The following is a 20,920-nucleotide window of genomic DNA, read 5'->3' as shown; positions in this document are numbered from 1 at the left end:
TTCGCAATCTGGGAGGGGGACGCCCCCAGTGCGGCGGGGCGGCCCTTGCACGGGGGCACTGGCCTGAGTCGTGCCAGTTGCATACGCCATGTGCGATAGCGCGATGGAACGCCGATACCAGCCTTGGCAGAGCGCTAGCGTCATTGCGTCGCCTTACAGTAGCCCTATCCATTGCCGAGCCAATCGCACCGCAATCGGTGCAGGCGGTGCGCGCGGGTTCGCCACGCCACATACAGGCTGGGCAACAGGGTTCCGGCAAAACACAGGGGCATGGCCCAGGCCTCGCCAAAGGCACAGGCGGGTAGCCAGCCCACCCAGCCCATGAGCCAGAGCGTGAGCACCAGATCCCACAGGTGGTATTCCAGCGGATGCTCCACCCGGTGTTCCACATGCCACTGCTTGATGCGCTGGAGCTCGTTGAGCGTCATGACCATCTCCCGCCAGAGGAATGATCAATGTAAGTTTGACGTAAGACTTCGTCAAGCCCCCCCGCCCGTCGGCCCTCAGAACAGCGGTCGGGTGTGCGGGTCGGCCTCGCGCACCCGGGGGGCGCGTGGTTCGAGCGGGCCGTCGGGCACCTCGCCTACCCGCTCCAGCGTGCCCACGCGCACGCCCAGCAAACGCAGCTTCTGGTCCAGCGGCACCCGCTTGAGGCACAGGCCGGCCGTGCGGCGGATGGTGGCCGCGTCCTGGGTGTAGCGGTCCAGCGTCTGGTCGCGCGTGGCGATCTTGAAGTCGTCGTAGCGCAGCTTGATGCCGATGGTCTTGCCCACATAGCCCTTGCGCTGCAGGTCTCCGGCCACGCGTTCGCACAGGTCGGTGAAAATGCGGCCGAGCTCGGCCTTGTCGCGCACGGCGTGCAGGTCGCGGTCGAAGGTGGTCTCGCGGCTCATGCTCACGGGCTCGCTCTCGGTGACCACGGGGCTGTCGTCGCGGCCCCAGGCTACGCGGTGCATCCAGGCGCCGCTCGACTTGCCGAAGCGCTCGATGAGCCATTGCGGGTCCTGCGCGGCGAGCTGGCCAATGATCTGTATGCCCAGGGTCGCGAGCTTCTCGCCGGCCTTGGGGCCGATGCCGTTGATCTTGCGCACGTTGAGCGGCCAGATCTTCGTCTCAAGGTCGTTCTCATAGACGATGGAGATGCCGTTGGGCTTGTTGAACTCGCTGGCCATCTTGGCCAAGAGCCGGTTGGGCGCCACCCCGATGGAGCAGGTCAGCCCCGTCACGTCGAAGATGCTCTTCTGGATCAGCCGGGCCAGCACCCGGCCTCCTTCGCGCTGGCCGCCGGGCACGTCGGTGAAGTCGATGTACACCTCGTCCACGCCCCGGTCCTGCATCACGGGCGCGATGTCGGTGATGGTGCTCTTGAACAGGCGCGAGAAGCGGCGCACCTCGTCGAAATCGACGGGTAGCACGATGGCCTGGGGGCAGAGTTTGGCCGCCTTCATCATGCCCATGGCCGAGCCCACGCCGAACTGCCGCGCCGCGTAGGTCGCCGTGGTGATGACGCCGCGGCCCACATAGTCCTTGAGCAGGGGAAAGTCGGCCACCGGGATGAAATGCGGCTCGCGCAGGCCTTCGCCGTCGGGCGTCTGGTGCAGCAGTTCGTCCACCTTGCGACGCCCGCCGCCGATCACCACGGCCAGGCCCTTGAGCTGCGGGTAGCGCAGCAGCTCCACGGAGGCGAAGAAGGCATCCATGTCCAGGTGCGCGATGCGGCGCAGGCGCGGCGCGGAAGGTTCGTCGGGCAGTGGGGAGGTCACGGCCTCCATTGTGCGCAAAAGGGCCGCCACCCTGCTGTCAGCCGCCCAGCCGACAACAGGGTTGGGGCAGCGGAATTACTTCTTGGCGAGTGCCGCGTTGCGCATCCCCTGCAGCGTGCCCGTGGGCGTGATGGCCTCGGGATCGATCAGGCAGTGCAGCACGCTGGGCAGGCCGCTGGCGCGCGCACGGGCCAGGGCCGGGGCGAATTCCTCGGTGGTCGTGACACGCTCACCATGGCCGCCGAAGGCCTGGGCATAGGCCTTGAAATCGGGGTTCTTCAGGGCAGTCGCACTCACGCGGCCCGGGTACTCGCGCTCCTGGTGCATGCGGATGGTGCCGTACATGGCGTTGTCCAGCAGCACCACGATGATCGGCAGGCCGTACTGCACGGCGGTGGCGAACTCCTGGCCGTGCATCAGGAAATCGCCGTCGCCCGCGAAGATCACCACCTCGCGCTGCGGCCACAGGCGTTTGCCGCCCACGCCGGCCGGCAGGCCGTAGCCCATGGAGCCGCTGGTGGGCGCCAGCTGGCTGGCAAAGGTGGTGAAGGGCCAGAAGCGGTGGATCCAGGTCGCGAAGTTGCCTGCGCCGTTGCAGAAGATGGTGTCGGCTGGCAGCACCTCCTTGAGGTGCTGCATCACCTGGCCCATCTGCAGCTCGCCGGGGATGCGGATGGGGGTGGTATCGCTCCAGGCAAGGTACTCGGCATGGGCGGCCTCGGCATGGGCCTGCCAGGGCACGGCGGCCGTGGGGCGTACCGTGGCCAGCGCCGCAGTGAAGGCCTGGGGCGTGGCATGGATCGGTTGCGCGGGACGGTAGAGCCGGCCCAGTTCATCGGCGTCGGCATGCACGTGCACGATGGGCTGCACGGGGTTGGGAATGGCGAACAACTCATAGCCCTGGGAGGGCACTTCGGACAGGCGCCCGCCGACCACCAGCACCAGGTCGGACGCGCGGATGCGCGCCAGCAGCTTGGGGTTCACCCCCAGGCCCAGGTCGCCGCCGTAGCAGGCGTGGTTGGCCGGAAACAGCATCTGCCGGCGGAACGAGCAGTACACGGGCAGCGACCAGGCCTCGGCAAAGGCTGTGAACTCGCGCACGGCCTGCTCGGACCAGCGGCTGCCGCCCAGAATGGCCACGGGCTGCTTGGCCTTGCCCAGGCGCTCGGCCAGCTCGGCCATCTGCGTGGCGCCGGGGTGGGTTTCGGCCACCTGGTAGGGCAGCGCATCCGCCACCACCGCTGCCTCGGTCAACATGTCTTCGGGCAGAGCCACCACCACGGGGCCGGGCCGGCCCGAGGTGGCAACGTGGAAGGCGCGCGAAATGAGTTCGGGCACGCGCGCCGGGTCGTCGATCTGCACCACCCACTTGGCCATGGTGCCAAAGACGGCGCTGTAGTCCAGCTCCTGGAAGGCCTCGCGCCCCAGCGCCCCCCGCGCCACCTGGCCCACGAACAGAATCAACGGCGTGGAGTCCTGGTGCGCGATGTGCACGCCAGCCGAGGCATTGGTGGCCCCCGGCCCCCGCGTGACGAAGCAGATGCCGGGCTGGCCCGTGAGCTTGCCCTGGGCCTCGGCCATCATGGCCGCGCCCCCCTCCTGGCGGCAGACGGTGACGGCGATGTCGGCGTCGTGCAGCGCATCCAGCACGGCCAGGTAGCTTTCACCGGGCACGCAGAAGAGTTGCTTCACGCCATGGGTGATGAGCTGCTGGACCAGGATCTGGCCGCCCGTGCGGCTGGCGGCGGTGCTGGAGGTGGAGGGCGTGGTCATGTCAGGGTTCCGGAACGAGAGAAACAAACAAAAAAGAAATCGGCAAACCGTCAGCGCAGCGCATCGCACGCACGGCGGATGCGCGCGCAGGCTTCCTGCAGGTCGGCCATGGACGCAGCGTACGAGATCCGGAAGTACGGCGCCAGTCCCAGCACGCTGCCAGGGACCACCGCCACGTGGAACTCGCGCAGCAGGTAGTCGCAAAAATCCGCATCGGTGCGCAGCGTGGCGCCGCCCGGCGTGGTGCGGCCCAGCACGCCTTCGCAGCTGGCGAAGGTGTAGAACGCGCCTTCGGGCACGCGGCAGCGCAGCCCGGGCGAAGCGTTGAGCGCGGCCACCACCAGGTCGCGCCGCGCCTGGAACTCGCGGCAGCGCTCGGCCACGATGTCCTGCGGCCCGGTCAGGGCCGCCACGGCCGCTGCCTGGCTGATGGACGAGGCGCACGAGGTGGCCTGGCTCTGCACCACGGCCATGGCCGCAATCAGTGCACGCGGGCCCGCGCCGTAGCCGATGCGCCAGCCCGTCATGGCATACGACTTGGAAACGCCGTTCACGGTGAGCGTGCGCTCGCGCAGCGCGGGCATCACCACCGCCGGCGTGGCAAACGCATGGCCATCGTAAAGGATGTGCTCATAGATGTCGTCCGCCAGCACCCAGACCTGCGGGTGGCGCAGCACCACCTCCAGGATGGGCCGCAGTTGCTCGGCGCTGTAGGCCGTGCCGCTGGGGTTGGAGGGAGAGTTGATGAACACCCATCGGGTGCGCGGCGTGATCGCTGCTTCGAGCTGTTCGGCCGTGATGCGAAAGCCATTGGCCTCGCTGCACGGCACCACCACGGGCACGCCACCCGCGATCAGCACCATGTCGGCGTACGACGTCCAGTAGGGTGCGGCCAGGATCACCTCATCGCCGGGGTTCAGGCTAGCCATCAGCGCGTTGTAGATGACCTGCTTGGCACCCGCGCCCACGGTGATCTCGTTGGCGGCGAACTCCAGGGCGTTGTCGCGGCGGAACTTGAGCGCTATGGCCGCCTTGAGTGCGGGCGTGCCGTCCAGCACCGTGTAGTGCGTGTCGCCCCGCGCCATGGCCTGCTGCGCGGCCTCCTGGATGTGGATCGGCGTATCGAAGTCCGGCTCGCCCAGGCCCAGCACGATCACGGGCTGGCCCTGGCGCTTGAGCTCGTTGGCGGCCTGGGTGATGCGCACGATGTCCGACACGCCGATGGCGCTGATGCGGTCGGCCGCGCGAAAGGCCGTGGCGGGGATGGCGGCGTTCATTGCTGGTAGGACTCCAGGGGCTTGTCGTTGGGGGCGGCGAACAGCTGGCGCAGCGTGGTGCCCAGCGGCAGGTTCAGGGCCACGTTCTTGGGCGGGATAGGGTTCATGAACCACTTGGTGTAGATCTTTTCCATCTCACCGCTCTGCATGAGTTTGGTGAGCACGCCGTCCACCGCGGCCTTGAAGCTGGGGTCATCCTTGCGGAACAGCAGCGCAATCGGCTCGGCGCCCAGCGGTTCGCCCACGATGCGGTAGGCCGATGGGTCCTTGGCGTTGGCGATCATCCCGGCCAGCAGGTTGTCGTCGAGCACGAAGGCATCGGCGCGGCCGGATTCGAGCAGCAAAAAGCTTTCGTGGTGGTCCTTGCCCAGCACGGTCTTGACGGACGCACCGCCCAGGGCGCGTTCCTGCTTGCGCAGCAACTGCACGGCCGTGGTGCCGGTGGACGCGGCAATGGTGCGGCCCGCGAGCTGGCTGACGGACTTGAGGTCCGAGTCCTTGCGCACCGCCATGCGCACTTCGCTCACATAGGTGGTCACCGCAAAGGCCACCTGCTGCTGGCGCGCGGTGTTGTTGGTGGTCGGGCCGCAGCCGATGTCCAGCGTGCCGTTCTGCACCAGCGGCAGCGTGTTCTGAGCCGTCACGGCCATGTACTCGAGCTTGGCGTCGGGCACGATCTCCTTGAGCACGCGCTCGCACAGCTCGACGTGGTAGCCCAAGTATTTTTCGTTGGCGCCCAGCGCGTAGGCCATGGGAGGCGAGGTTTCGCGCACCCCGAGCACGACCTTGCCGCTGGCCTTGATCTTCTCGAGCGTGGTCTGGGCGCTGGCACCTGCGGCGCACAGCAGTGCGGCCAGGGCCACGGCCATCATTTTGCGGTTGGGGGAAAAAGCCATGTCGTTGTCTCCGGTGGTTGTTGTGGATGGCGTTGGGAAAGCGGTGGGGGCGTGCCACACGAATGCGGCGTTGCTCCGATTCAGATGACGTTCTTCTCCAGCAGCGGCCGGTTCTCGGCGATGCGCGTGATGGACAGGGGCGACAGGTCCAGAATCTGGTAGCCGCCTGTGAGCAACAGCTCGGCCACGCCCCGCCCCACGGCAGGGCACTGCTGCAGGCCGTGGCCCGAAAAGCCGTTGGCGAACACCAGGTTGTCGCAGGCAGGGGAGAGGCCTACGATGGCGTTGTGGTCGAAGGTGTTCATCTCGTAGTAGCCGGCCCAGGCGCCCTGCATGCGCAGTGCCTCGAAGCCCGGGATGCGTTCTGCCAGCGTGGGCCAGACATGCTCCTCGAAGGCGTGGTATTCGGGCTCCAGCGGGGCGAAGTCGGCGTCCTGCTCGGCGGGCGGTGCAAACCCGGCAATGAAGCCTTGGCCCTCGGGCCGCAGCCAGATGCCGCTGGTGTCGATGAGCAACGGGCAGCGCGGCAGTTGGGCCGGACTGGAGAGATGGAACACGGTGCGGCGCTTGCCCACCACGGGCAAGGCAATGCCCGCCCAGCCTGCGATGGCGGCAGCCCAGGGACCGCCCGCATTGACGGCATGGCTGCAGGGCAGTGAGGCACCGCTTTGCAGCCGGACGGCGGTCACGTGCTGCACGCCATCGCTGGCGGCCATGGCAAAGCCCACGGCCTCGTCGGCGATGTAGCGCACGCCCTGGCTCTGAGCCTTCTTGCGCAGCGCGGTCAGCAGCAGGTAGCCGTCGAACCAGCCCTCGCCCGACAGGCCGAGCGAGCCCAGCACCACGTCCTGCAACGCCAGCCAGGGGAAGCGCTCGGCCAGTTCATCCGGGCCGAGCAGCGCCACATCGGCGCCATGGCGCTTTTGCAGTATGTGGTTGTCGCGCAGCGTGGCTTCGCCAGCCGCAGTGGCCAGGTACAGGTAGCCGCCCTCGTGCAGGCCGACGTCGGGCACATCGCCATTGCAAGCCAGCAGCGTGCCCACATTGCGCAGAAAGCCGATGCCATAGGCAGAGATCAGGACGTTGATGTCGGTGGAGAACTGCTGGCGGATGGAGCTGGCCGACAACGCCGACGAGGCGCGTGCGTACGTCGGATCCCGCTCCACCACCACGACCTCGCAGCCCGGCTGCTGGCGCGTCAGTTCGTAGGCGATGGCGCTGCCGATGACGCCGCCGCCGATGATCACGATGGGCATGCCCGTGGTGCTCCCGAACGTTAGCGCTGTGCTCAGACGTCGAACTTCACGCCCTGCGCCAGCGGCAGTGCGGTGGAGTAGTTGACGGTGTTGGTGGCGCGGCGCATGTAGGCCTTCCAGCTGTCGGAGCCGGCTTCGCGGCCACCACCGGTTTCCTTCTCGCCGCCGAAGGCGCCGCCGATCTCGGCGCCGCTCGGGCCGATGTTGACGTTGGCGATGCCGCAGTCCGAGCCCGCAGCCGACATGAACTGCTCGGCCTCGCGCACGTTGAGCGTGAAGATCGAGGACGACAGCCCGGCACCCACGGCATTGTTCCAGGCAATGGCTTCATCGAGCGTGCCGTAGCGCACCACGTAGAGGATGGGCGCGAAGGTCTCGTGCAGGGCCGGGCCTTCGTGCTTTTGCAGTTCCACCAGCGCGGGGCGCACATAGTAGGCATCGCTGCCGGCCACGCCCTGCACGCGCTCGCCGCCATGCACCTTGGCGCCCAGCTCGCGGGCTTCGTCCAGCGCCTTCTGCATGCCGTCGTAGGCGCCGCGGTCGATCAGCGGGCCGACCAGGGTGCCGGTGGCGCGAGGGTCGCCCACCTGCACGTTGCCATACACCTTGGCGAGCTGAGGCACCAGGGTGTCGTAGATGCTGTCGTGCACGAACAGGCGGCGCAGCGTGGTGCAGCGCTGGCCGGCCGTGCCCATGGCGGCGAAGGCGATGCCGCGCAGCGCCAGGTCCAGGTCGGCGGAAGGGGCGACGATGGCGGCGTTGTTGCCACCGAGCTCCAGGATGGCGCGGGCAAAGCGCGCGGCCAGGCGCGGGCCGACGGCACGCCCCATGGCGGTGGAGCCGGTGGCCGAGAGCACGGCCACGCGCGCATCGTCCACCAGCACCTCGCCGATGGCGCGCTGGCCGATCAGCAGCTCCAGCAGGCCCTCGGGCGCATCGCCGAAGCGGGCCAGTGCGCGCTGGGCGATGGCATGCGTGGCCAGGGCGGTGAGGGGCGTCTTCTCGGACGGCTTCCACACCACGGAGTCGCCGCAGACCAGGGCCAGGGCCGCGTTCCACGACCACACGGCCACGGGGAAGTTGAAGGCCGAGATCACGCCGCACACGCCCAGCGGGTGCCAGGTTTCCATCATGCGGTGGCCGGGGCGCTCGGTGGCGATGGTCAGGCCGTAGAGCTGGCGCGACAGGCCGACGGCGAAGTCGCAGATGTCGATCATCTCCTGCACCTCGCCCAGGCCTTCGGAGGGGATCTTGCCAGCCTCCAGCGTGACGAGCAGGCCCAGGTCGTCCTTGGCGGCGCGCAGTTCCTCGCCCAGCAGGCGCACGAGTTCGCCGCGGCGCGGGGCCGGCACGTTGCGCCAGGCCAGGAAGGCCGTCTGCGCGCGGGCGATGGCGGCGGTGGCGTCGGCAGCCGACACCTCGTGCACGGCACCGGTGGCCTCGCCGGTGATGGGCGAGCGCACCGGCAGGTCGCCGCCGGTGTAGGCGGCACGCGGCACGCCCAGGCGCTGCAGCAGTGCATCGACATCGGTCACGAGGGAGTGGGAGACAGCAGAGGGTGCGGACACGGCAGCATTCCAAAAATCAATGCGCCCAATATCGCCCAATCGACGGGTCGCGGATAGCAAAAAATTGGAACAACTTGATTCGCAAATAGAATCAAGTCTCTTCAATACATGCCCATTTCCGGGATAAACAGAGCACCATGACGGTGCGCCAGCGGTGTAAACCCTGATATTCATTCTCCAGGAGCATGAACAGCCATGTTTCGCAAGACCTTTTTGCCGCCCGTGGCAGACCTGCTGGCCTTCGAGGCGGCAGCGCGCCATACCAGCGTCTCGCGCGCGGCCGAGGAACTGCACCTCACGCAGAGCGCGGTATCGCGCCAAATACGCCAGCTGGAGGAGCAATTGGGCATGGCCCTGTTCCACCGCGTGCGCCAGCGCGTGGTGCTGACCGATGCCGGGCGAGTGTACGCCGCCGACGTGCGCGCCCTGCTGCAGCAGCTGTCGGCCGCCACGCAGAAGGCCATGGCGTTTTCGAGCGCGGGCGGCCTGCTCAACCTGGCGGTGCTGCCCACGCTGGGCACACGCTGGCTGATTCCGCGGCTGTCGGGCTTCATGGCGCTGTACCCCGATGCCACGGTGAACTTCTCGGCGCGCTCCGAGCCCTTCGACTTCGCGCAGGAGCCGATGGACGCGGCCATCCACTTCGGCGCACCGCATTGGGCCGGCGCCGTGTGCGAGTACCTGATGCACGAGGAGGTGCTGCCCGTGTGCAGCCCCCACTACCGCGCCCAGCAAGGCCTGCGCACGCCGGCCGACCTGGCAGGCGCCGTGCTGCTGCAGCAGAACACCCGGCCCACGCAATGGACGGAATGGTTCGAGCGCCTGGGCGCCCCCACCCCGCAGGCGCTGCGTGGCCCGCGCTACGAGCAGTTCTCGATGATCGCGCAGGCGGCGGTGTCGGGCCTGGGCGCGGCGCTGCTGCCGCGCTTTCTGATCGAAGGCGAGCTTGCTTCGGGGGCACTTGTGGCCCTGTCCACCGACGTGCTCACCAGCAGTGAGGCCTACTACCTCGTCTACCCCGAGGCGCGCGCGCAGACGCCGCTGGTCAAGGCCTTCAGGGACTGGCTGCTGGCGCAGTGTGCAGGCATTGCCACTGCCGCCCGCCCCACCCTATAGATGGCTGTGCGCGTAGGCGTGGATGGCCTCGCCGAGAAACGCCACCATGCGCGGGTGGTAGGCATTGTGAAAAGCCTTCATGTCGGGGTTGTCGGCATAGAACAGTGCCGTGCCGATATAGGCCTCGCGCGACGGCGCATAGAAGCGTGACGCAATGGCATGGTGCCGCGCCATGAGGGCCTGGATGGCCGGCGCAAAAGGCTCGGCGCTGTCGATCAGCGGCGCCAGTTCCTCATAGAAACGCTGGAAATCCTGGTGCGCCCGGGCCTTGTCGACATGGGCCCACTGGTTGGTGGCGGCCAGCGAGGCGGCTTGTTCAGCGGCTTGCGCGTTGCGGCATTGCTGGAGGTATTCGGGGCTGGCGTCGTGCAGTGTGGTCATGGGTGCGGCACTTGGCCGTAGAGGAATGAGCACCGAATGTAGGCCGTGCACCGTGCTGCGGTGGCAGATCCATGCCACCCGCTGTGCCGGGCGTCACCGCCGCCCACCATTCGCAACGCGCACGTTGCGGGCGAACTACAGCAAGGCCGCCGCCATCATCGCCAGCCCGGCAATGCTCACGGCCCAGGTCGCCGTGCGGACATACGGAATGCCGATGTAGTACACCGGGATGTAGGCCATGCGCGCCCAGAAGAACACCTGGGCGCCCAGCACCACCTGGCTGCCGGTGCGGTTGCTGGCAGTGGCCGCCAGGCCCAGGATGGCAAAGAACACGAGGTTGTCGAAGCTGTTGCGCGCAGTGCGCTCGGCGCGGCCGGCAAAGGCCCCCGGATCGGCCAGATGATCGCGGTTGCCGAAGGCCAGCAGCAGGCCCGAGGGCGTCCAGGCGCGGGCTCGGATCAGGCTGGCCACGACCACCAGCAGCCAGGTGATGATGGCAAAGTACACGACGAGGGTGAGGATGGGGTTCATGGCAGCCTGGGACAAGGGTGGTGGAAAGCGCCGCATCCATCGCACCTGGACAGGGCAGGAGCCCGCAGCATACGCCCCCGCCGCTGCCGGACTCAGTTCGGCGAGGCCGGCACGCCGCCGGGCACCAGGCGCTGCTCGGGCTGCTGCCCCGCCAGGCTTTGCGCGGGGCGGCGCAAGGTGGCATCGAAGGGATGGATGCGCGGCCCTATGGCCGCCGCCTCGCGCTTGAGCAGCTCCACCACGGTGGGCAGGCGGTCCTCATTGAGGCGAGCCGAGATGGTGCCCACGCTGAGCGCGGCCACGGCGCGGCCCTCGCGGTCGAGCACGGGCACACCCACGCCGGCCATGCCTTCGAGCAGGCCGGTGTTGCGGGCGGCATAGCCCGTCTGGCGCACGCGCTCGATCTCGGTGCGCAGGTAGACCTCGTCGTACACGCCGTACTCGCGCACCCGCGAGAGATTGAAGCGGATCACCTCCTCGCGCTCGGCCTCGGGCAGGAAGGCCAGGATGGACAAGGCACCCTGCCCCACCCCCAGTGCCACGCGCCCGCCGATGTCACCCGTGAATGACCGGATGGGAAATGGCCCCTCGCTGCGGTCCAGGCAGATCGCATCGAACCCGCTGCGCACCAAGAGGAAGATGCTGTCGCCCAGGCTCGCGCTCAGGCGCAGCAGCGCAGGCCGGCACAGGCTGCGCAGGTCGCCCGGGTTGCCGGCCTTGGCGGCCAGCGCGAAGAACTCGGTGGACAGCCGGTAGAGCTTGCTGCGCTCGTCCTGCTCGGCCATGCCCTCGGCCACCAGCGATTGCAGCAAACGGTGCGTCGTGCCCTGGGTCAGGCCCACGGCACGCGCCAATTGGGTGACCCGCCCGCCCTCGGCCTGCACCTCGGCCAGGGCGCGGATGACGGCAAACATGCGGGGCACGCCGCCCGTGGAGGTCGAAGCTGGTTCCATGCACTGCTCCTGTGGAATAGATGGCATTTTCGAAGTGCATCATATTCCATTAAACGGAATAAATTCAATAAAAATTCTGTTTAATGGAATACCCGATGCAAGCTGGCCTGATTACTGCAATACATTGAATCGAAAGCGCAAGACAGTCCACAGAACGCTGAAACCCGCACCGCACCGGTGCATACACGGGGCAGGCACGGGTGGACCGCCGCCGCGCAGCGATGAAACAGCGACCAGAAAGGCCCGTGCATGTCCTTCCTTCAACTCACTGACGTGACCAAGTTCTATGGCAGCACCTGCGCGGTGCAGGCCATGAACCTTTCGGTGGAAAAAGGCGAGTTCGTCTCGCTGCTGGGCCCCTCGGGGTGCGGCAAGACCACCACCTTGCAGATGGTGGCGGGCTTCGAGGCGGTGACCAACGGCCGCATCGAACTCGACGGCCGCGACATCACGCACGCCAAGGCCAACACGCGCGGCCTCGGTATCGTGTTCCAGAGCTATGCCCTGTTTCCGCACATGACGGTGGCCGACAACGTGAGCTTTGGCCTGGAGATGCGCAAGATGCCCAAGGCCGAGCGCAAGGAGCGCGTGGCCCAGGCGCTGGGCCTGGTGCACCTGGAAGCCCATGCCACGCGCTACCCGCGCGAGCTCTCGGGCGGCCAGCGCCAGCGCGTGGCGCTGGCGCGCGCGCTGGTGATCGAGCCGCCGGTGCTGCTGCTCGACGAGCCCCTGTCCAACCTTGATGCCAAGCTGCGCGAGGAAATGCAGTTCGAGCTGCGCCAGATCCAGCGCAAGGTGGGCACGACCACCGTGATGGTCACGCACGACCAGAGCGAGGCCATGTCCATCAGCGACCGCGTGGTGGTGATGGAGGCCGGCCGCGCCACGCAGATCGACCACCCGCACCGCGTATACGAGCACCCGCGCACGCGCTTCATTTCCACCTTCGTGGGCAAGGCCAACCTGCTGCCAGGCAAGGTCACGGCCAGCGGCGCGGCACGCACCCATGTGGCGGTGGGTTCGCTGGCGGTGCAGGTCGAGGGCCCGGAGTTTCGACCCGGCGCCGCCGTGCTGCTCAGCGTGCGGCCCGAGAAGCTGCAGTTGGTGCCCGCCGTGCAGGGCCGGCTCGACGGCGAGGTGGGCGAACGCTTCTTCCTGGGCAGCCAGTGGCTGTACCGCGTGGCCACGCCCGTGGGCAACCTGATGGTGCTGGTGCCCAATGACGGCCGCAACGCGCTCAACGAGGGCGATCGCACAGGTGTGGACTGGCCTGACCACTGCATGCGCCTGCTGCCCGCCGACGAGGTCGCCGTGGCCGAACCCGAGGCCGAGGTGGCCCCATGAGCAGCGCCACCCGCAAGGCCGTGCCCTGGTGGCTGTCGGCCCCGGCGCTGGTGCTGTTCACCTGCCTGCTGCTGGTGCCGCTGGCGCTCACGGCCGTGCTGTCGTTCAATGCCTTCGACCCGATGACGGGCGTGAAGGCCGGCGAGTTCACGCTGGAGCACTACGCCCACGTGTTCACCGACTCGTACTACCACGCCATCTTCTGGCGCACCTTCTGGATCTCGGCGCTGGTCACCGTGATCTGCGTCGCCATCGGCGCGCCCGAAGCCTACATCCTGAGCCGCATGGGCAACCCCTGGCGCTCGGTGCTGCTGCTGGTGGTGCTGGCGCCGCTGCTGGTCTCGGTGGTGGTGCGGGCCTTCGGCTGGAGCATGCTGCTCGGGCCCGAGGGCCTGGTCAACGGCACGCTCAAGCTCGTCGGCATCGGCCCGGTGAAGATGCTCTACACCGAGATCGCCGTCATCGTGGCGCTGGTGCATGTGATGCTGCCCTTCATGGTGATCCCCGTGTGGACCTCGCTGCAAAAGCTCGACCCGGGGGTGCAGAACGCGGCGCTGTCGCTCAAGGCATCGCCCTTCACCACACTGCGCCGCATCGTGCTGCCGCAGGTGCTGCCGGGCATCCTCTCGGGCAGCCTGATCGTGTTCGGGCTGGCGGCCAGCTCGTTCGCCATCCCCGGCCTGCTGGGCGGGCGGCGCCTGAAGATGGTGGCCACCGTGGTCTACGACGAGTACCTGCACGAACTCAACTGGCCGCTGGGCGCGGCCGTGGCCCTGACCCTGCTGGTGGCCAACCTCGTGGTGATGCTGAGCTACAACCGCCTCGTCGAAGGCCGCTACAAGAAGGCGTTGGGATGACCATGACGATCCCGCAGGAAATCTGACCATGCACAAGAACGGCCCTCTCGCCCTGGCGTTCAACGCCCTCGTCATCGCCTTCATGCTCGCGCCCCTGGTGGTCGTGTGCGTGGTGGCCTTCACGCCCGAAAACACGCTGACCCTGCCGACCACCGAGTTCTCGCTGCGCTGGTTCAGGGCGGTGTTCGAGCACCCCGACTTCGTGCAGTCGTTCTGGAACAGCCTGTGGCTGGCGCTCGCATCGGCCACGCTGGCCACGGTGCTGGCCGTGCCTGCGGGCATTGCCATCACGCGCTACGATTTTCCTGGGCGCGGCTTTCTCAACGGGCTGTTCCTCTCGCCGCTGATCATTCCGCACCTGGTACTGGGCGTGGCCCTGCTGCGCCTGTTCGCGCTGGTGGGCGGCACGGGCAGCTTCGGCTGGCTGGTGCTGGCGCATGCGCTGATCGTCACGCCCTACACGCTGCGCCTGGTGGTGGCGGCGCTGGTCGGGTTCGACCGCAGCGCCGAGCACGCGGCACTCTCGCTCGGTGCCAGCCAGGCCACGGTGTTCACGCGCATCACGCTGCCGATGATCCTGCCGGGAGTCACCGGCGGGTGGCTGCTGGCCTTCATCAACAGCTTCGACGAGGTGACCATGTCGATCTTCGTCACCTCGCCGAGCACGGTGACGCTGCCGGTGCGCATGTACATGTACGCCACCGAATCCATCGACCCGCTGATGGCTGCCGTGTCGGCCCTGATGGTGGCCGTGACGGCCTTCGCCATGGTGCTGCTGGACCGCGTCTACGGCCTGGACCGCGTGCTGGTGGGGCGCAAGTAAGCCCATGGCCACGACGACCTCCCCTGCATTGCCACTGCTGCGCCGCGTGGCCGAAACCGCGCGCAAGGCCGTGCCTTTCATGCTCGATGGCCAGCCGGCCAGCGCCCTCGAAGGCGACACCGTGCTAACCGCCATCCTCACCTTGCAGGCGCGTCTGCGCCACAACGAGTTCAGCCACGAGCCGCGCGCCGGCTTTTGCATGATGGGCGCCTGCCAGGACTGCTGGGTGCAGACCGACAGCGGCGAGCGCCTGCGCGCCTGCGCCACCTTCATCGCGCCGGGCATGGCCCTGCGCACCGGGGAAGGCGCGGCATGAGCAACCCCACCCTGCAGGCCGTGATCGTGGGCGCAGGCCCCGCCGGCATACGCGCCGCGCAGACCCTGGCCGCGCATGGCGTGCGCCCCGTGCTGCTCGACGAAGCGGCGCGTGGGGGCGGCCAGATCTACCGGCGCCCACCCGCGCACTTCCAGCGTCCGGCGTCGGCCCTGTACGGCACCGAAGCCGCGCGCGCCACCGCCGTGCATGCCGCGCTCGACGGCATTGCGGACCAGATCGACTACCACCCCGACAGCCTGGTCTGGAACGCCCAGGGCGGTTTCCTCGACGTGCTGCACGGCACCACGCAGACCACGCGCAGCGTGCCCTACCGCCAGCTCATCGTGGCCAGCGGCGCGGCCGACCGGGTGCTGCCCGTGCCGGGCTGGACGCTGCCCGGTGTCTACAGCCTGGGCGGGGCGCAGGTGGCGCTCAAGTTCCAGGGCTGCACCATCGGCAGCCGGGTGGTGCTGATGGGCACCGGGCCGCTGCTGTACCTGGTGGCCTACCAGTACGCACGCGCCGGCACCACCGTGGCAGCCGTGCTCGACACTGCGCGCCTGGCCGACCAGGTGGCCGCCGTGCCGGCCATGCTGACCCAGCCCGCCGTGTTCGCCAAGGGCGTGTACTACGTGGGCTGGCTGCGCGCGCATGGCGTGCCCATCCATACTGGCGTGCGCCCCGTGCGCGTGCTGGGTGACGAACGCGTGGATGGCGTGGTATGGAGCGAAGGTACGCGCGAGCACACCCTGGCCTGCGATGCCGTGGGCCTGGGCTACGCCCTGCGTTCCGAGACCCAACTGGCCGACCTGCTGGGCTGCCGCTTTGCCTGGGCGCCCCTGCAGCGAGCCCATTTGCCCGAGCGCGATGGCGCCGGCCGCACCAGCGTGGCGGGGGTCTACCTGGCAGGCGACGGCGCGGGCATCATGGGTGCCGATGCGGCCGAGTGGGCCGGCGAGCGTGCCGCCCTGGCCTTGCTGGCCGACCAGGGGGGGTCCGTGGACACCGCCCGCGCCCAGGAACTCGAGGACAAGCTCACCCGTTTGGCGCGCTTTCGCGAGGGGCTGGAGCGGGCCTTTCCCTTCCCCACCGACTGGGCCGCTCAGGCACCTGACGAGCTGGTGGTGTGCCGCTGCGAGAACGTCACGGCCGGCCAGTTGCGCGACACCGTGCGCGAGACCGGCGCCGACGAAATGAACCGGCTGAAGGCGCTGACCCGCGTGGGCATGGGCCGCTGCCAGGGCCGCAGCTGCGGCGTGGCAGCGGCGGAGATCCTGGCCCACGCCACCGGCAAGCCGGTGGAACTGGTGGGCCGGCTGCGTGGCCAGGCACCGATCAAGCCGATTCCCATCCACCTGCAGGCCGCCAGCCAGCACACCGGAGCCGCTGCATGAGCGCCGCCGCACCCCACCTGACCAGCAACCCGCGCCTGATGGACACCGACGTGGCCATCGTCGGCGGCGGCATCGTGGGCGCCTCGGCGGCACTCGCACTGCGCCGCCGGGGCGTGGACGTGGTGCTGCTCGAACGCGACCTGTGCGGCTCGCGCTCCAGCGGCGTGAACTACGGCGGCGTGCGCCGCCAGGGCCGCCCCCTGAGCCAGTTGCCCCTGGCGCAGCGCGCCCACGAGATCTGGGGCCGCCTGCCCGAACTGCTGGGCACCGATGGCGAGTACCAGCGCACCGGCCATTTCAAGATCGCGCGCAGCGAAGACGACCTGACTGCGCTGGAGCGCTACGAGGCCATGAGCCGCGACTACGGCCTCGGGATCGAGCTGCTCTCGGGCCAGGGGCTGCGCGAGCGCTGCCCCTGGCTGGGCGGCAAGGCCGTGGGTGGATCGCTCTGCCGTGAGGACGGGCAGGCCAACCCGCGCCTGGTGTCCCCCGCGTTCGCGCTGGCCGCCCGGCGCGCGGGCGCCCATATCTTCGAGCGCACGCCCTTGACCGAGGTGGAGCACGACGGCCGGCAGTTCGTGCTGCGCTCGGGCTCCGCGCTCACGGTGCGTGCGCCCATGCTCATCAACTGCGCAGGTGCGTGGTCGGGCCCGCTGGCCACCCAGTTCGGCGAGGCCGTGCCGCTGCAGTCGGGCCACCCGGCCATGGCCGTGACCGAGCCCCTGCCCTTCTTCATGCACTGGAGCCTGGGTGTGGAGGGCGGCAGCATCTACTGCCGGCAGGTGGCACGCGGCAACCTGGTGCTGGGCGGTGGTTCGGGCATTGGCCTGGATGCGGACCGTGCACGCTCGGAGCGCAGCGCCATCGCGGCGCTGGCGGTGCAGGCCATCGAGCTGCTGCCGGTGCTCAGGCACGCGCATTTCATCCGCACCTGGAGCGGCACCGAAGGCTACCTGCCCGACCGCCAGCCCGTGCTCGGCAAGAGCCGCACCACGCCCGGGTTGTTCCATGGCTTCGGCTTTGCCGGCGCAGGCTTCCAGATCGGCCCGGCGGCCGGCGAGGTGCTGGCCGACCTGGCCTGCGATGGCCGCAGCAGCACACCTACCGAGGCCTTCGCCATCGACCGCTTTTCCCCAGCAGGTGTGCCAGCGGCCGCACCTGCCCATTGAGTTCCGATTCCCCGACCGCTACCCTTCCAACAATCTGAAAGGAAAGACCCATGACCTCCTCTCGCCAGAACCCCATCCTGCGCCGTGCGCTGCTCACGGCCGCCGCAGCGGCCGCGCTGGCCGCCGGCGGCGTGGCCAGCGCCCAGACGAAAACGCTGTACATCGGCATGAACGGCGGCACGATGGAGAAGGCGTACACGCAGTACGTCTTTCCCGCGTTCGAGAAGCTGCATGGCGCCAAGGTGGTGGTGGTGCCGGGCACCTCCTCGGACATCCTGGCCAAGGCGCAGGCCAACAAGGACAGGCCGCAGATGCACGTGATGTTTCTTGACGACGGCATCATGGTGCGCGCCATGGGCATGGGCCTGTGCCAGAAGCAGCGGCCCAACCCCCACCTCAATGAGATCTACCCCGCCGCCCGCTTCAAGGACGACCTGGCCAGCGGTGTGAGCCTGGGCATGACGGGCATCGCCTACAACACCAAGATGTTCACCGAGAAGGGCTGGGCGCCACCGACCTCGTGGATGGACTTCGCCGACCCCAAGTACAAGGGCAAGGTGGTGTTCCAGTCCATGCCCTCCTCGTCCTTCGGGCTGCATGGCTTTCTGATGTTCAACCGCATTCAGGGCGGCAACGACAAGAACGTGGAGCCCGGCTTCAACAACTGGGCCAAGACCATCGGCCCGAACGTGCTCGAGTACATCCCGAGCTCGGCCAAGATCTCCGAGATGGTGCAGACCGGCGAGGCCGCGATGTTCCCGCTGACCCCCACAGCCGTGGCCGCGCTCAAGTCCAAGGGCATCCCGGTGGAGTACGCGCAGCCCAAGGAAGGCTCGGTGGTGCTGATGGTGGGCCAGTGCGTGATCGCCAACAACAGCGAACCCGAGCTGGCGCAAAAGCTTGCCGAGTTCCTGCTGAGCCCGCTGGCCCAGGCCAACGTGCTGCAGTTCGGCGCGCAGATCCCCACCAACCCCAAGGCCCCGGCCGTGGGCGAAGGGGCAGCGCAGGTGGCCCAGATCAGCCAGTGGATGAAGAATGCCGTGACGCTGGACTGGGACAGCGTGAACGCCAACCGGCCCGCCTGGAACGCGCGCTGGAACAAGAACATCGAGCGCTGATCGGCGACTGCGGCAGGGGATCCTGGTCGCGCGGCAACCTGGTGGGGCCACGCGATCCGGGCATCCGTGACAAAAGTCACCCAGCCTGCCCACACCTCTGGCGCGCGATGCGCCAAACAGCCTGCAGGAATTCAGAATCCGCTCCATCGAGTTTCTGAGCTCATTCCTACAAGGCTTCCCCACCATGAAACGCTGGATGAAATGGACGGCTGGCAGCGCCCTGGCACTGGGCGTGCTGGTTGCCGCCACGGCCGCCACCGGCCTGTACCTCGCCGAGCAAAAGCGCAACCGCTACATCGACATCAAGCCGCGCCCCGTGGCTTACACCACCGAGGCGCAGACCATCGAGCGCGGGCGCTACCTGTTCACCTCACGCGGCTGCACCGACTGCCATGGCGCGCAGGGCACGGGCCGCGAGTTCGTCAACGATGGCAAGGGCACCCGGCTGGCCGGCCCCAACATCACGCCGGCCGGCGTGGTGGCGCGCTACCAGCCCGAGGACTGGAACAGCGCCATCCGCCACGGCGTCAAGCCCAATGGCCGCCCGCTGCTGGTGATGCCCAGCGAAGACTACAACCGCCTGACCAACGACGACCTGAACGCCCTGGTGTCCTATGTGCGCCAGTTGCCCGCCAAGGAGGGCACGCCCGCTGCCATCGAGCTGCCGCGCCCCGCCTGGGTGCTGTACGGCCTGGGCGTGATTCCCGACGCGGCCTCGCGCATCGACCACCACCAGGCGCCCTCGCGCCCCGTGCCCGCAGGCGTGACGGTGGCCAACGGACAGTACGTGGCGAACATGTGCATCGGCTGCCACGGCGCCAGCCTGGCGGGCGGCAAGATCCCCGGCGGCCCGCCGGACTGGCCGGCCGCCGCCGACATCCGCCCCGGCAAGGACAGCGCGATGGCCCGCTACCCCACGGTGGCAAGCTTCGTGGCCATGCTGCGCAACGGCAAGCGGCCCGATGGCACGCCGATCCAGGTCATGCCCTTCGAATCGCTGGGCCAGCTCAGCGATGTGGATGCGCGCGCCCTGTATGCCTACCTGCAGGCCCTGCCCGCCGATGGCAGCATGCCCCCACCTCCCGCAGCCGAGGTGGCATTGAACCGGTGAATGGATCCAGTCAGTGCGTGTGCTGCCCCGGCGGCTGCGCCTGGCTGTACGAGCCCATCGGGCCACCCGGTGCGCTGGACGGAGGCGGCGCACGGCGCACGCGAGGTACCACGCTCAGTTGCACCGTGTCGAGCACCGGCGTGGCCAGCACCTGCACGGCCTTGCGCGGCAGGTCCACCAGTTGCTCGGCATGCCACACACGCACCTGGGCCGCGCCCTCCGGCACGCTGGCAAAGCGGGCGATGCCGTTGTCGTCGGTCTTGAGCGTCCAGGCCGAATCGGTCACGAAGATGTGCCCGCGCATGGAACCATGCAGGTGGCAACCCAACAGCACCACGCCGGCAGCGTCGAGCTTTGCGTCGGCAAAGTTGGCGGGCTTGCCATCGGCCTTGCCCGCCAGCCGCAATTCGAAGCCGCTGGCGCCTGGCGCCGCGCTGGCCACGGGCGTGGCGGAGTTGCCGCGCACATGGTGGTCCCAGCGGTCCTGGTTGGTAAAACGCACCGTGGTGCCAGGCACCACCACCGTCACGGCGGGCACGAAGCGCATCTTTTCCTGCTCGATCACCGGGCTGGGCGCCATGAGGGTCGGTGCGGTACCTGCACCGACCGGGGGGTAGACCACCACCACGGCATCGGGCACAGGTTTGCCGTCCCTGTCCAGGACCTGGATCTGCACATTGCCGGCAAGGGCGCCAGTGGCCGCAGCAAAGGCGGCAAAGGCGAGAAGCGCACTTTTCGTCATCATGGGCATCCTCCTCAGCGAACGGTGATCACGTCGCGGTGCATGGGTGCCAGCAAGGCCAGCAAGCGGTTCTGCTGCGCGAAGGGAATACCCTGCGCGTCCATGGAGCCTTGCAGCACTTCGACCAGTGCGTGGAAATGGCCCTTGTTGATGTCCATGTCCGCATGCGCCGATTTCATATCGGCGCCTTCATATTTGCAAGGCCCCCCGCTGAGCTGGCAGAACTGGTCGGTCAGGCTCTCCTTGAGGGCTGCGGGCTTGACGTCCTTGAAATGGGCACCGATGCGCGGGTCTTTCACTACGCGGTCCACGAAGTCATCCACCAGCCGGGTGATGCCGGGCTTTTCGCCCAGCGCCTGGTACAGGCCAGCGGGGGCTGCGGACTGGGCCAGGGCGGGGGCTGCCAGCAGGCTGGCGAAGGCAAGGCCAAAGGCCATCAGGGTCTTTTTCATGGCTGTCTCCAAAACTACCAGGTATCCGTTGTTAAATGTGCTGCACGCCACCCGCGAAGCACGAAACTGGCGCGGCCAAG

The 20,920-nt window shown here is 68.4% G+C and carries 21 protein-coding genes; 9 read left to right on the top strand and 12 right to left on the bottom strand.

What is annotated here, in order from left to right:
- Positions 1-164: 164 nt before the first annotated feature.
- The 7 genes from ASE31_RS13300 to ASE31_RS13270 all read right to left on the bottom strand — a co-directional run bounded on the left by ASE31_RS13300 (position 165) and on the right by ASE31_RS13270 (position 8,533).
- Positions 165-428, bottom strand: coding sequence for a hypothetical protein (locus ASE31_RS13300; protein ID WP_057202555.1), 264 nt, complete (start codon positions 426-428; stop codon positions 165-167).
- Positions 429-503: 75 nt separating this feature from the next.
- On the bottom strand, positions 504-1,772 hold the full coding sequence (locus tag ASE31_RS13295) for a DNA polymerase IV (RefSeq protein ID WP_057202084.1): 1,269 nt from the start codon (positions 1,770-1,772) through the stop codon (positions 504-506).
- 66 nt (positions 1,773-1,838) lie between these two features.
- Positions 1,839-3,536 carry a thiamine pyrophosphate-binding protein gene (locus ASE31_RS13290; protein ID WP_057202083.1) on the bottom strand — a complete coding sequence of 566 codons (1,698 nt, stop codon included), beginning with the start codon at positions 3,534-3,536 and terminating at the stop codon, positions 1,839-1,841.
- A gap of 50 nt (positions 3,537-3,586) precedes the next feature.
- A complete protein-coding gene (locus tag ASE31_RS13285) occupies positions 3,587-4,813 on the bottom strand; it encodes a pyridoxal phosphate-dependent aminotransferase (protein WP_057202082.1) in 1,227 nt (408 codons plus the stop codon).
- Entirely contained in the window at positions 4,810-5,709 is a 900-nt protein-coding gene (locus tag ASE31_RS13280; RefSeq protein ID WP_157412461.1) for an amino acid ABC transporter substrate-binding protein, read from the bottom strand. Before ASE31_RS13280 ends, ASE31_RS13285 begins: the two co-directional genes overlap by 4 nt.
- A gap of 80 nt (positions 5,710-5,789) precedes the next feature.
- The gene (locus ASE31_RS13275) at positions 5,790-6,965 is read right to left on the bottom strand and encodes an FAD-binding oxidoreductase (RefSeq protein WP_057202081.1); all 1,176 of its coding nucleotides are present in this window, start codon (positions 6,963-6,965) and stop codon (positions 5,790-5,792) included.
- Between the two features lie 32 nt (positions 6,966-6,997).
- Positions 6,998-8,533, bottom strand: a complete 1,536-nt coding sequence (locus tag ASE31_RS13270; protein ID WP_057202080.1) for an aldehyde dehydrogenase family protein — start codon at positions 8,531-8,533, stop codon at positions 6,998-7,000.
- A gap of 195 nt (positions 8,534-8,728) precedes the next feature.
- Between ASE31_RS13270 and ASE31_RS13265 the strand changes: the two genes are divergently transcribed.
- Positions 8,729-9,649, top strand: coding sequence for a LysR family transcriptional regulator (locus ASE31_RS13265; protein ID WP_057202079.1), 921 nt, complete (start codon positions 8,729-8,731; stop codon positions 9,647-9,649).
- Here the strand turns inward: ASE31_RS13265 and ASE31_RS13260 are convergent.
- The 3 genes from ASE31_RS13260 to ASE31_RS13250 all read right to left on the bottom strand — a co-directional run bounded on the left by ASE31_RS13260 (position 9,644) and on the right by ASE31_RS13250 (position 11,514).
- Positions 9,644-10,030, bottom strand: a complete 387-nt coding sequence (locus tag ASE31_RS13260) for a TipAS antibiotic-recognition domain-containing protein (protein ID WP_057202078.1) — start codon at positions 10,028-10,030, stop codon at positions 9,644-9,646. The genes ASE31_RS13265 and ASE31_RS13260 overlap by 6 nt on opposite strands.
- 135 nt (positions 10,031-10,165) lie before the next feature.
- On the bottom strand, positions 10,166-10,561 hold the full coding sequence (locus tag ASE31_RS13255; protein WP_057202077.1) for an MAPEG family protein: 396 nt from the start codon (positions 10,559-10,561) through the stop codon (positions 10,166-10,168).
- A 92-nt stretch (positions 10,562-10,653) separates the two neighbouring features.
- Positions 10,654-11,514, bottom strand: a complete 861-nt coding sequence (locus ASE31_RS13250; RefSeq protein ID WP_057202076.1) for an IclR family transcriptional regulator — start codon at positions 11,512-11,514, stop codon at positions 10,654-10,656.
- 249 nt (positions 11,515-11,763) lie between these two features.
- Here ASE31_RS13250 and ASE31_RS13245 point away from each other — a divergent pair, with 249 nt between their 5' ends.
- The 8 genes from ASE31_RS13245 to ASE31_RS13210 all read left to right on the top strand — a co-directional run bounded on the left by ASE31_RS13245 (position 11,764) and on the right by ASE31_RS13210 (position 19,646).
- On the top strand, positions 11,764-12,858 hold the full coding sequence (locus tag ASE31_RS13245; protein WP_057202075.1) for an ABC transporter ATP-binding protein: 1,095 nt from the start codon (positions 11,764-11,766) through the stop codon (positions 12,856-12,858).
- Positions 12,855-13,715, top strand: a complete 861-nt coding sequence (locus ASE31_RS13240) for an ABC transporter permease (RefSeq protein WP_057202074.1) — start codon at positions 12,855-12,857, stop codon at positions 13,713-13,715. Before ASE31_RS13245 ends, ASE31_RS13240 begins: the two co-directional genes overlap by 4 nt.
- A gap of 28 nt (positions 13,716-13,743) precedes the next feature.
- Positions 13,744-14,538 (top strand): ABC transporter permease, encoded by a 795-nt coding sequence (locus ASE31_RS13235; RefSeq protein WP_057202073.1) that lies wholly within the window; start codon positions 13,744-13,746, stop codon positions 14,536-14,538.
- 4 nt (positions 14,539-14,542) lie between these two features.
- Entirely contained in the window at positions 14,543-14,854 is a 312-nt protein-coding gene (locus ASE31_RS13230; RefSeq protein ID WP_057202072.1) for a (2Fe-2S)-binding protein, read from the top strand.
- Complete coding sequence (locus ASE31_RS13225) at positions 14,851-16,248, top strand: FAD/NAD(P)-binding oxidoreductase (RefSeq protein WP_057202071.1); 1,398 nt, start codon at positions 14,851-14,853, stop codon at positions 16,246-16,248. The genes ASE31_RS13230 and ASE31_RS13225 overlap by 4 nt, the downstream gene beginning before the upstream one ends.
- Positions 16,245-17,417, top strand: a complete 1,173-nt coding sequence (locus ASE31_RS13220) for an FAD-binding oxidoreductase (protein WP_057202070.1) — start codon at positions 16,245-16,247, stop codon at positions 17,415-17,417. The genes ASE31_RS13225 and ASE31_RS13220 overlap by 4 nt, the downstream gene beginning before the upstream one ends.
- A 50-nt stretch (positions 17,418-17,467) precedes the next feature.
- Positions 17,468-18,535 (top strand): ABC transporter substrate-binding protein, encoded by a 1,068-nt coding sequence (locus tag ASE31_RS13215; protein ID WP_057202069.1) that lies wholly within the window; start codon positions 17,468-17,470, stop codon positions 18,533-18,535.
- Positions 18,536-18,719: 184 nt separating this feature from the next.
- The gene (locus ASE31_RS13210) at positions 18,720-19,646 is read left to right on the top strand and encodes a c-type cytochrome (RefSeq protein WP_057202068.1); all 927 of its coding nucleotides are present in this window, start codon (positions 18,720-18,722) and stop codon (positions 19,644-19,646) included.
- A 10-nt stretch (positions 19,647-19,656) separates the two neighbouring features.
- On the opposite strand, the gene ASE31_RS13205 is transcribed toward ASE31_RS13210, so the two are convergent.
- Together ASE31_RS13205 and ASE31_RS13200 are read right to left on the bottom strand one after the other, a co-directional pair.
- Complete coding sequence (locus tag ASE31_RS13205; RefSeq protein ID WP_235514439.1) at positions 19,657-20,391, bottom strand: plastocyanin; 735 nt, start codon at positions 20,389-20,391, stop codon at positions 19,657-19,659.
- Positions 20,392-20,402: 11 nt separating this feature from the next.
- Complete coding sequence (locus ASE31_RS13200) at positions 20,403-20,840, bottom strand: group 1 truncated hemoglobin (protein WP_057202067.1); 438 nt, start codon at positions 20,838-20,840, stop codon at positions 20,403-20,405.
- Between the last annotated feature and the right edge of the window lie 80 nt (positions 20,841-20,920).

This window comes from Acidovorax sp. Root217, assembly GCF_001428645.1.
Classification (GTDB): domain Bacteria; phylum Pseudomonadota; class Gammaproteobacteria; order Burkholderiales; family Burkholderiaceae_C; genus Acidovorax.
Note: the sequence above shows the minus strand (reverse complement) of the source record. Positions and strands in the feature narration are given on the sequence as shown.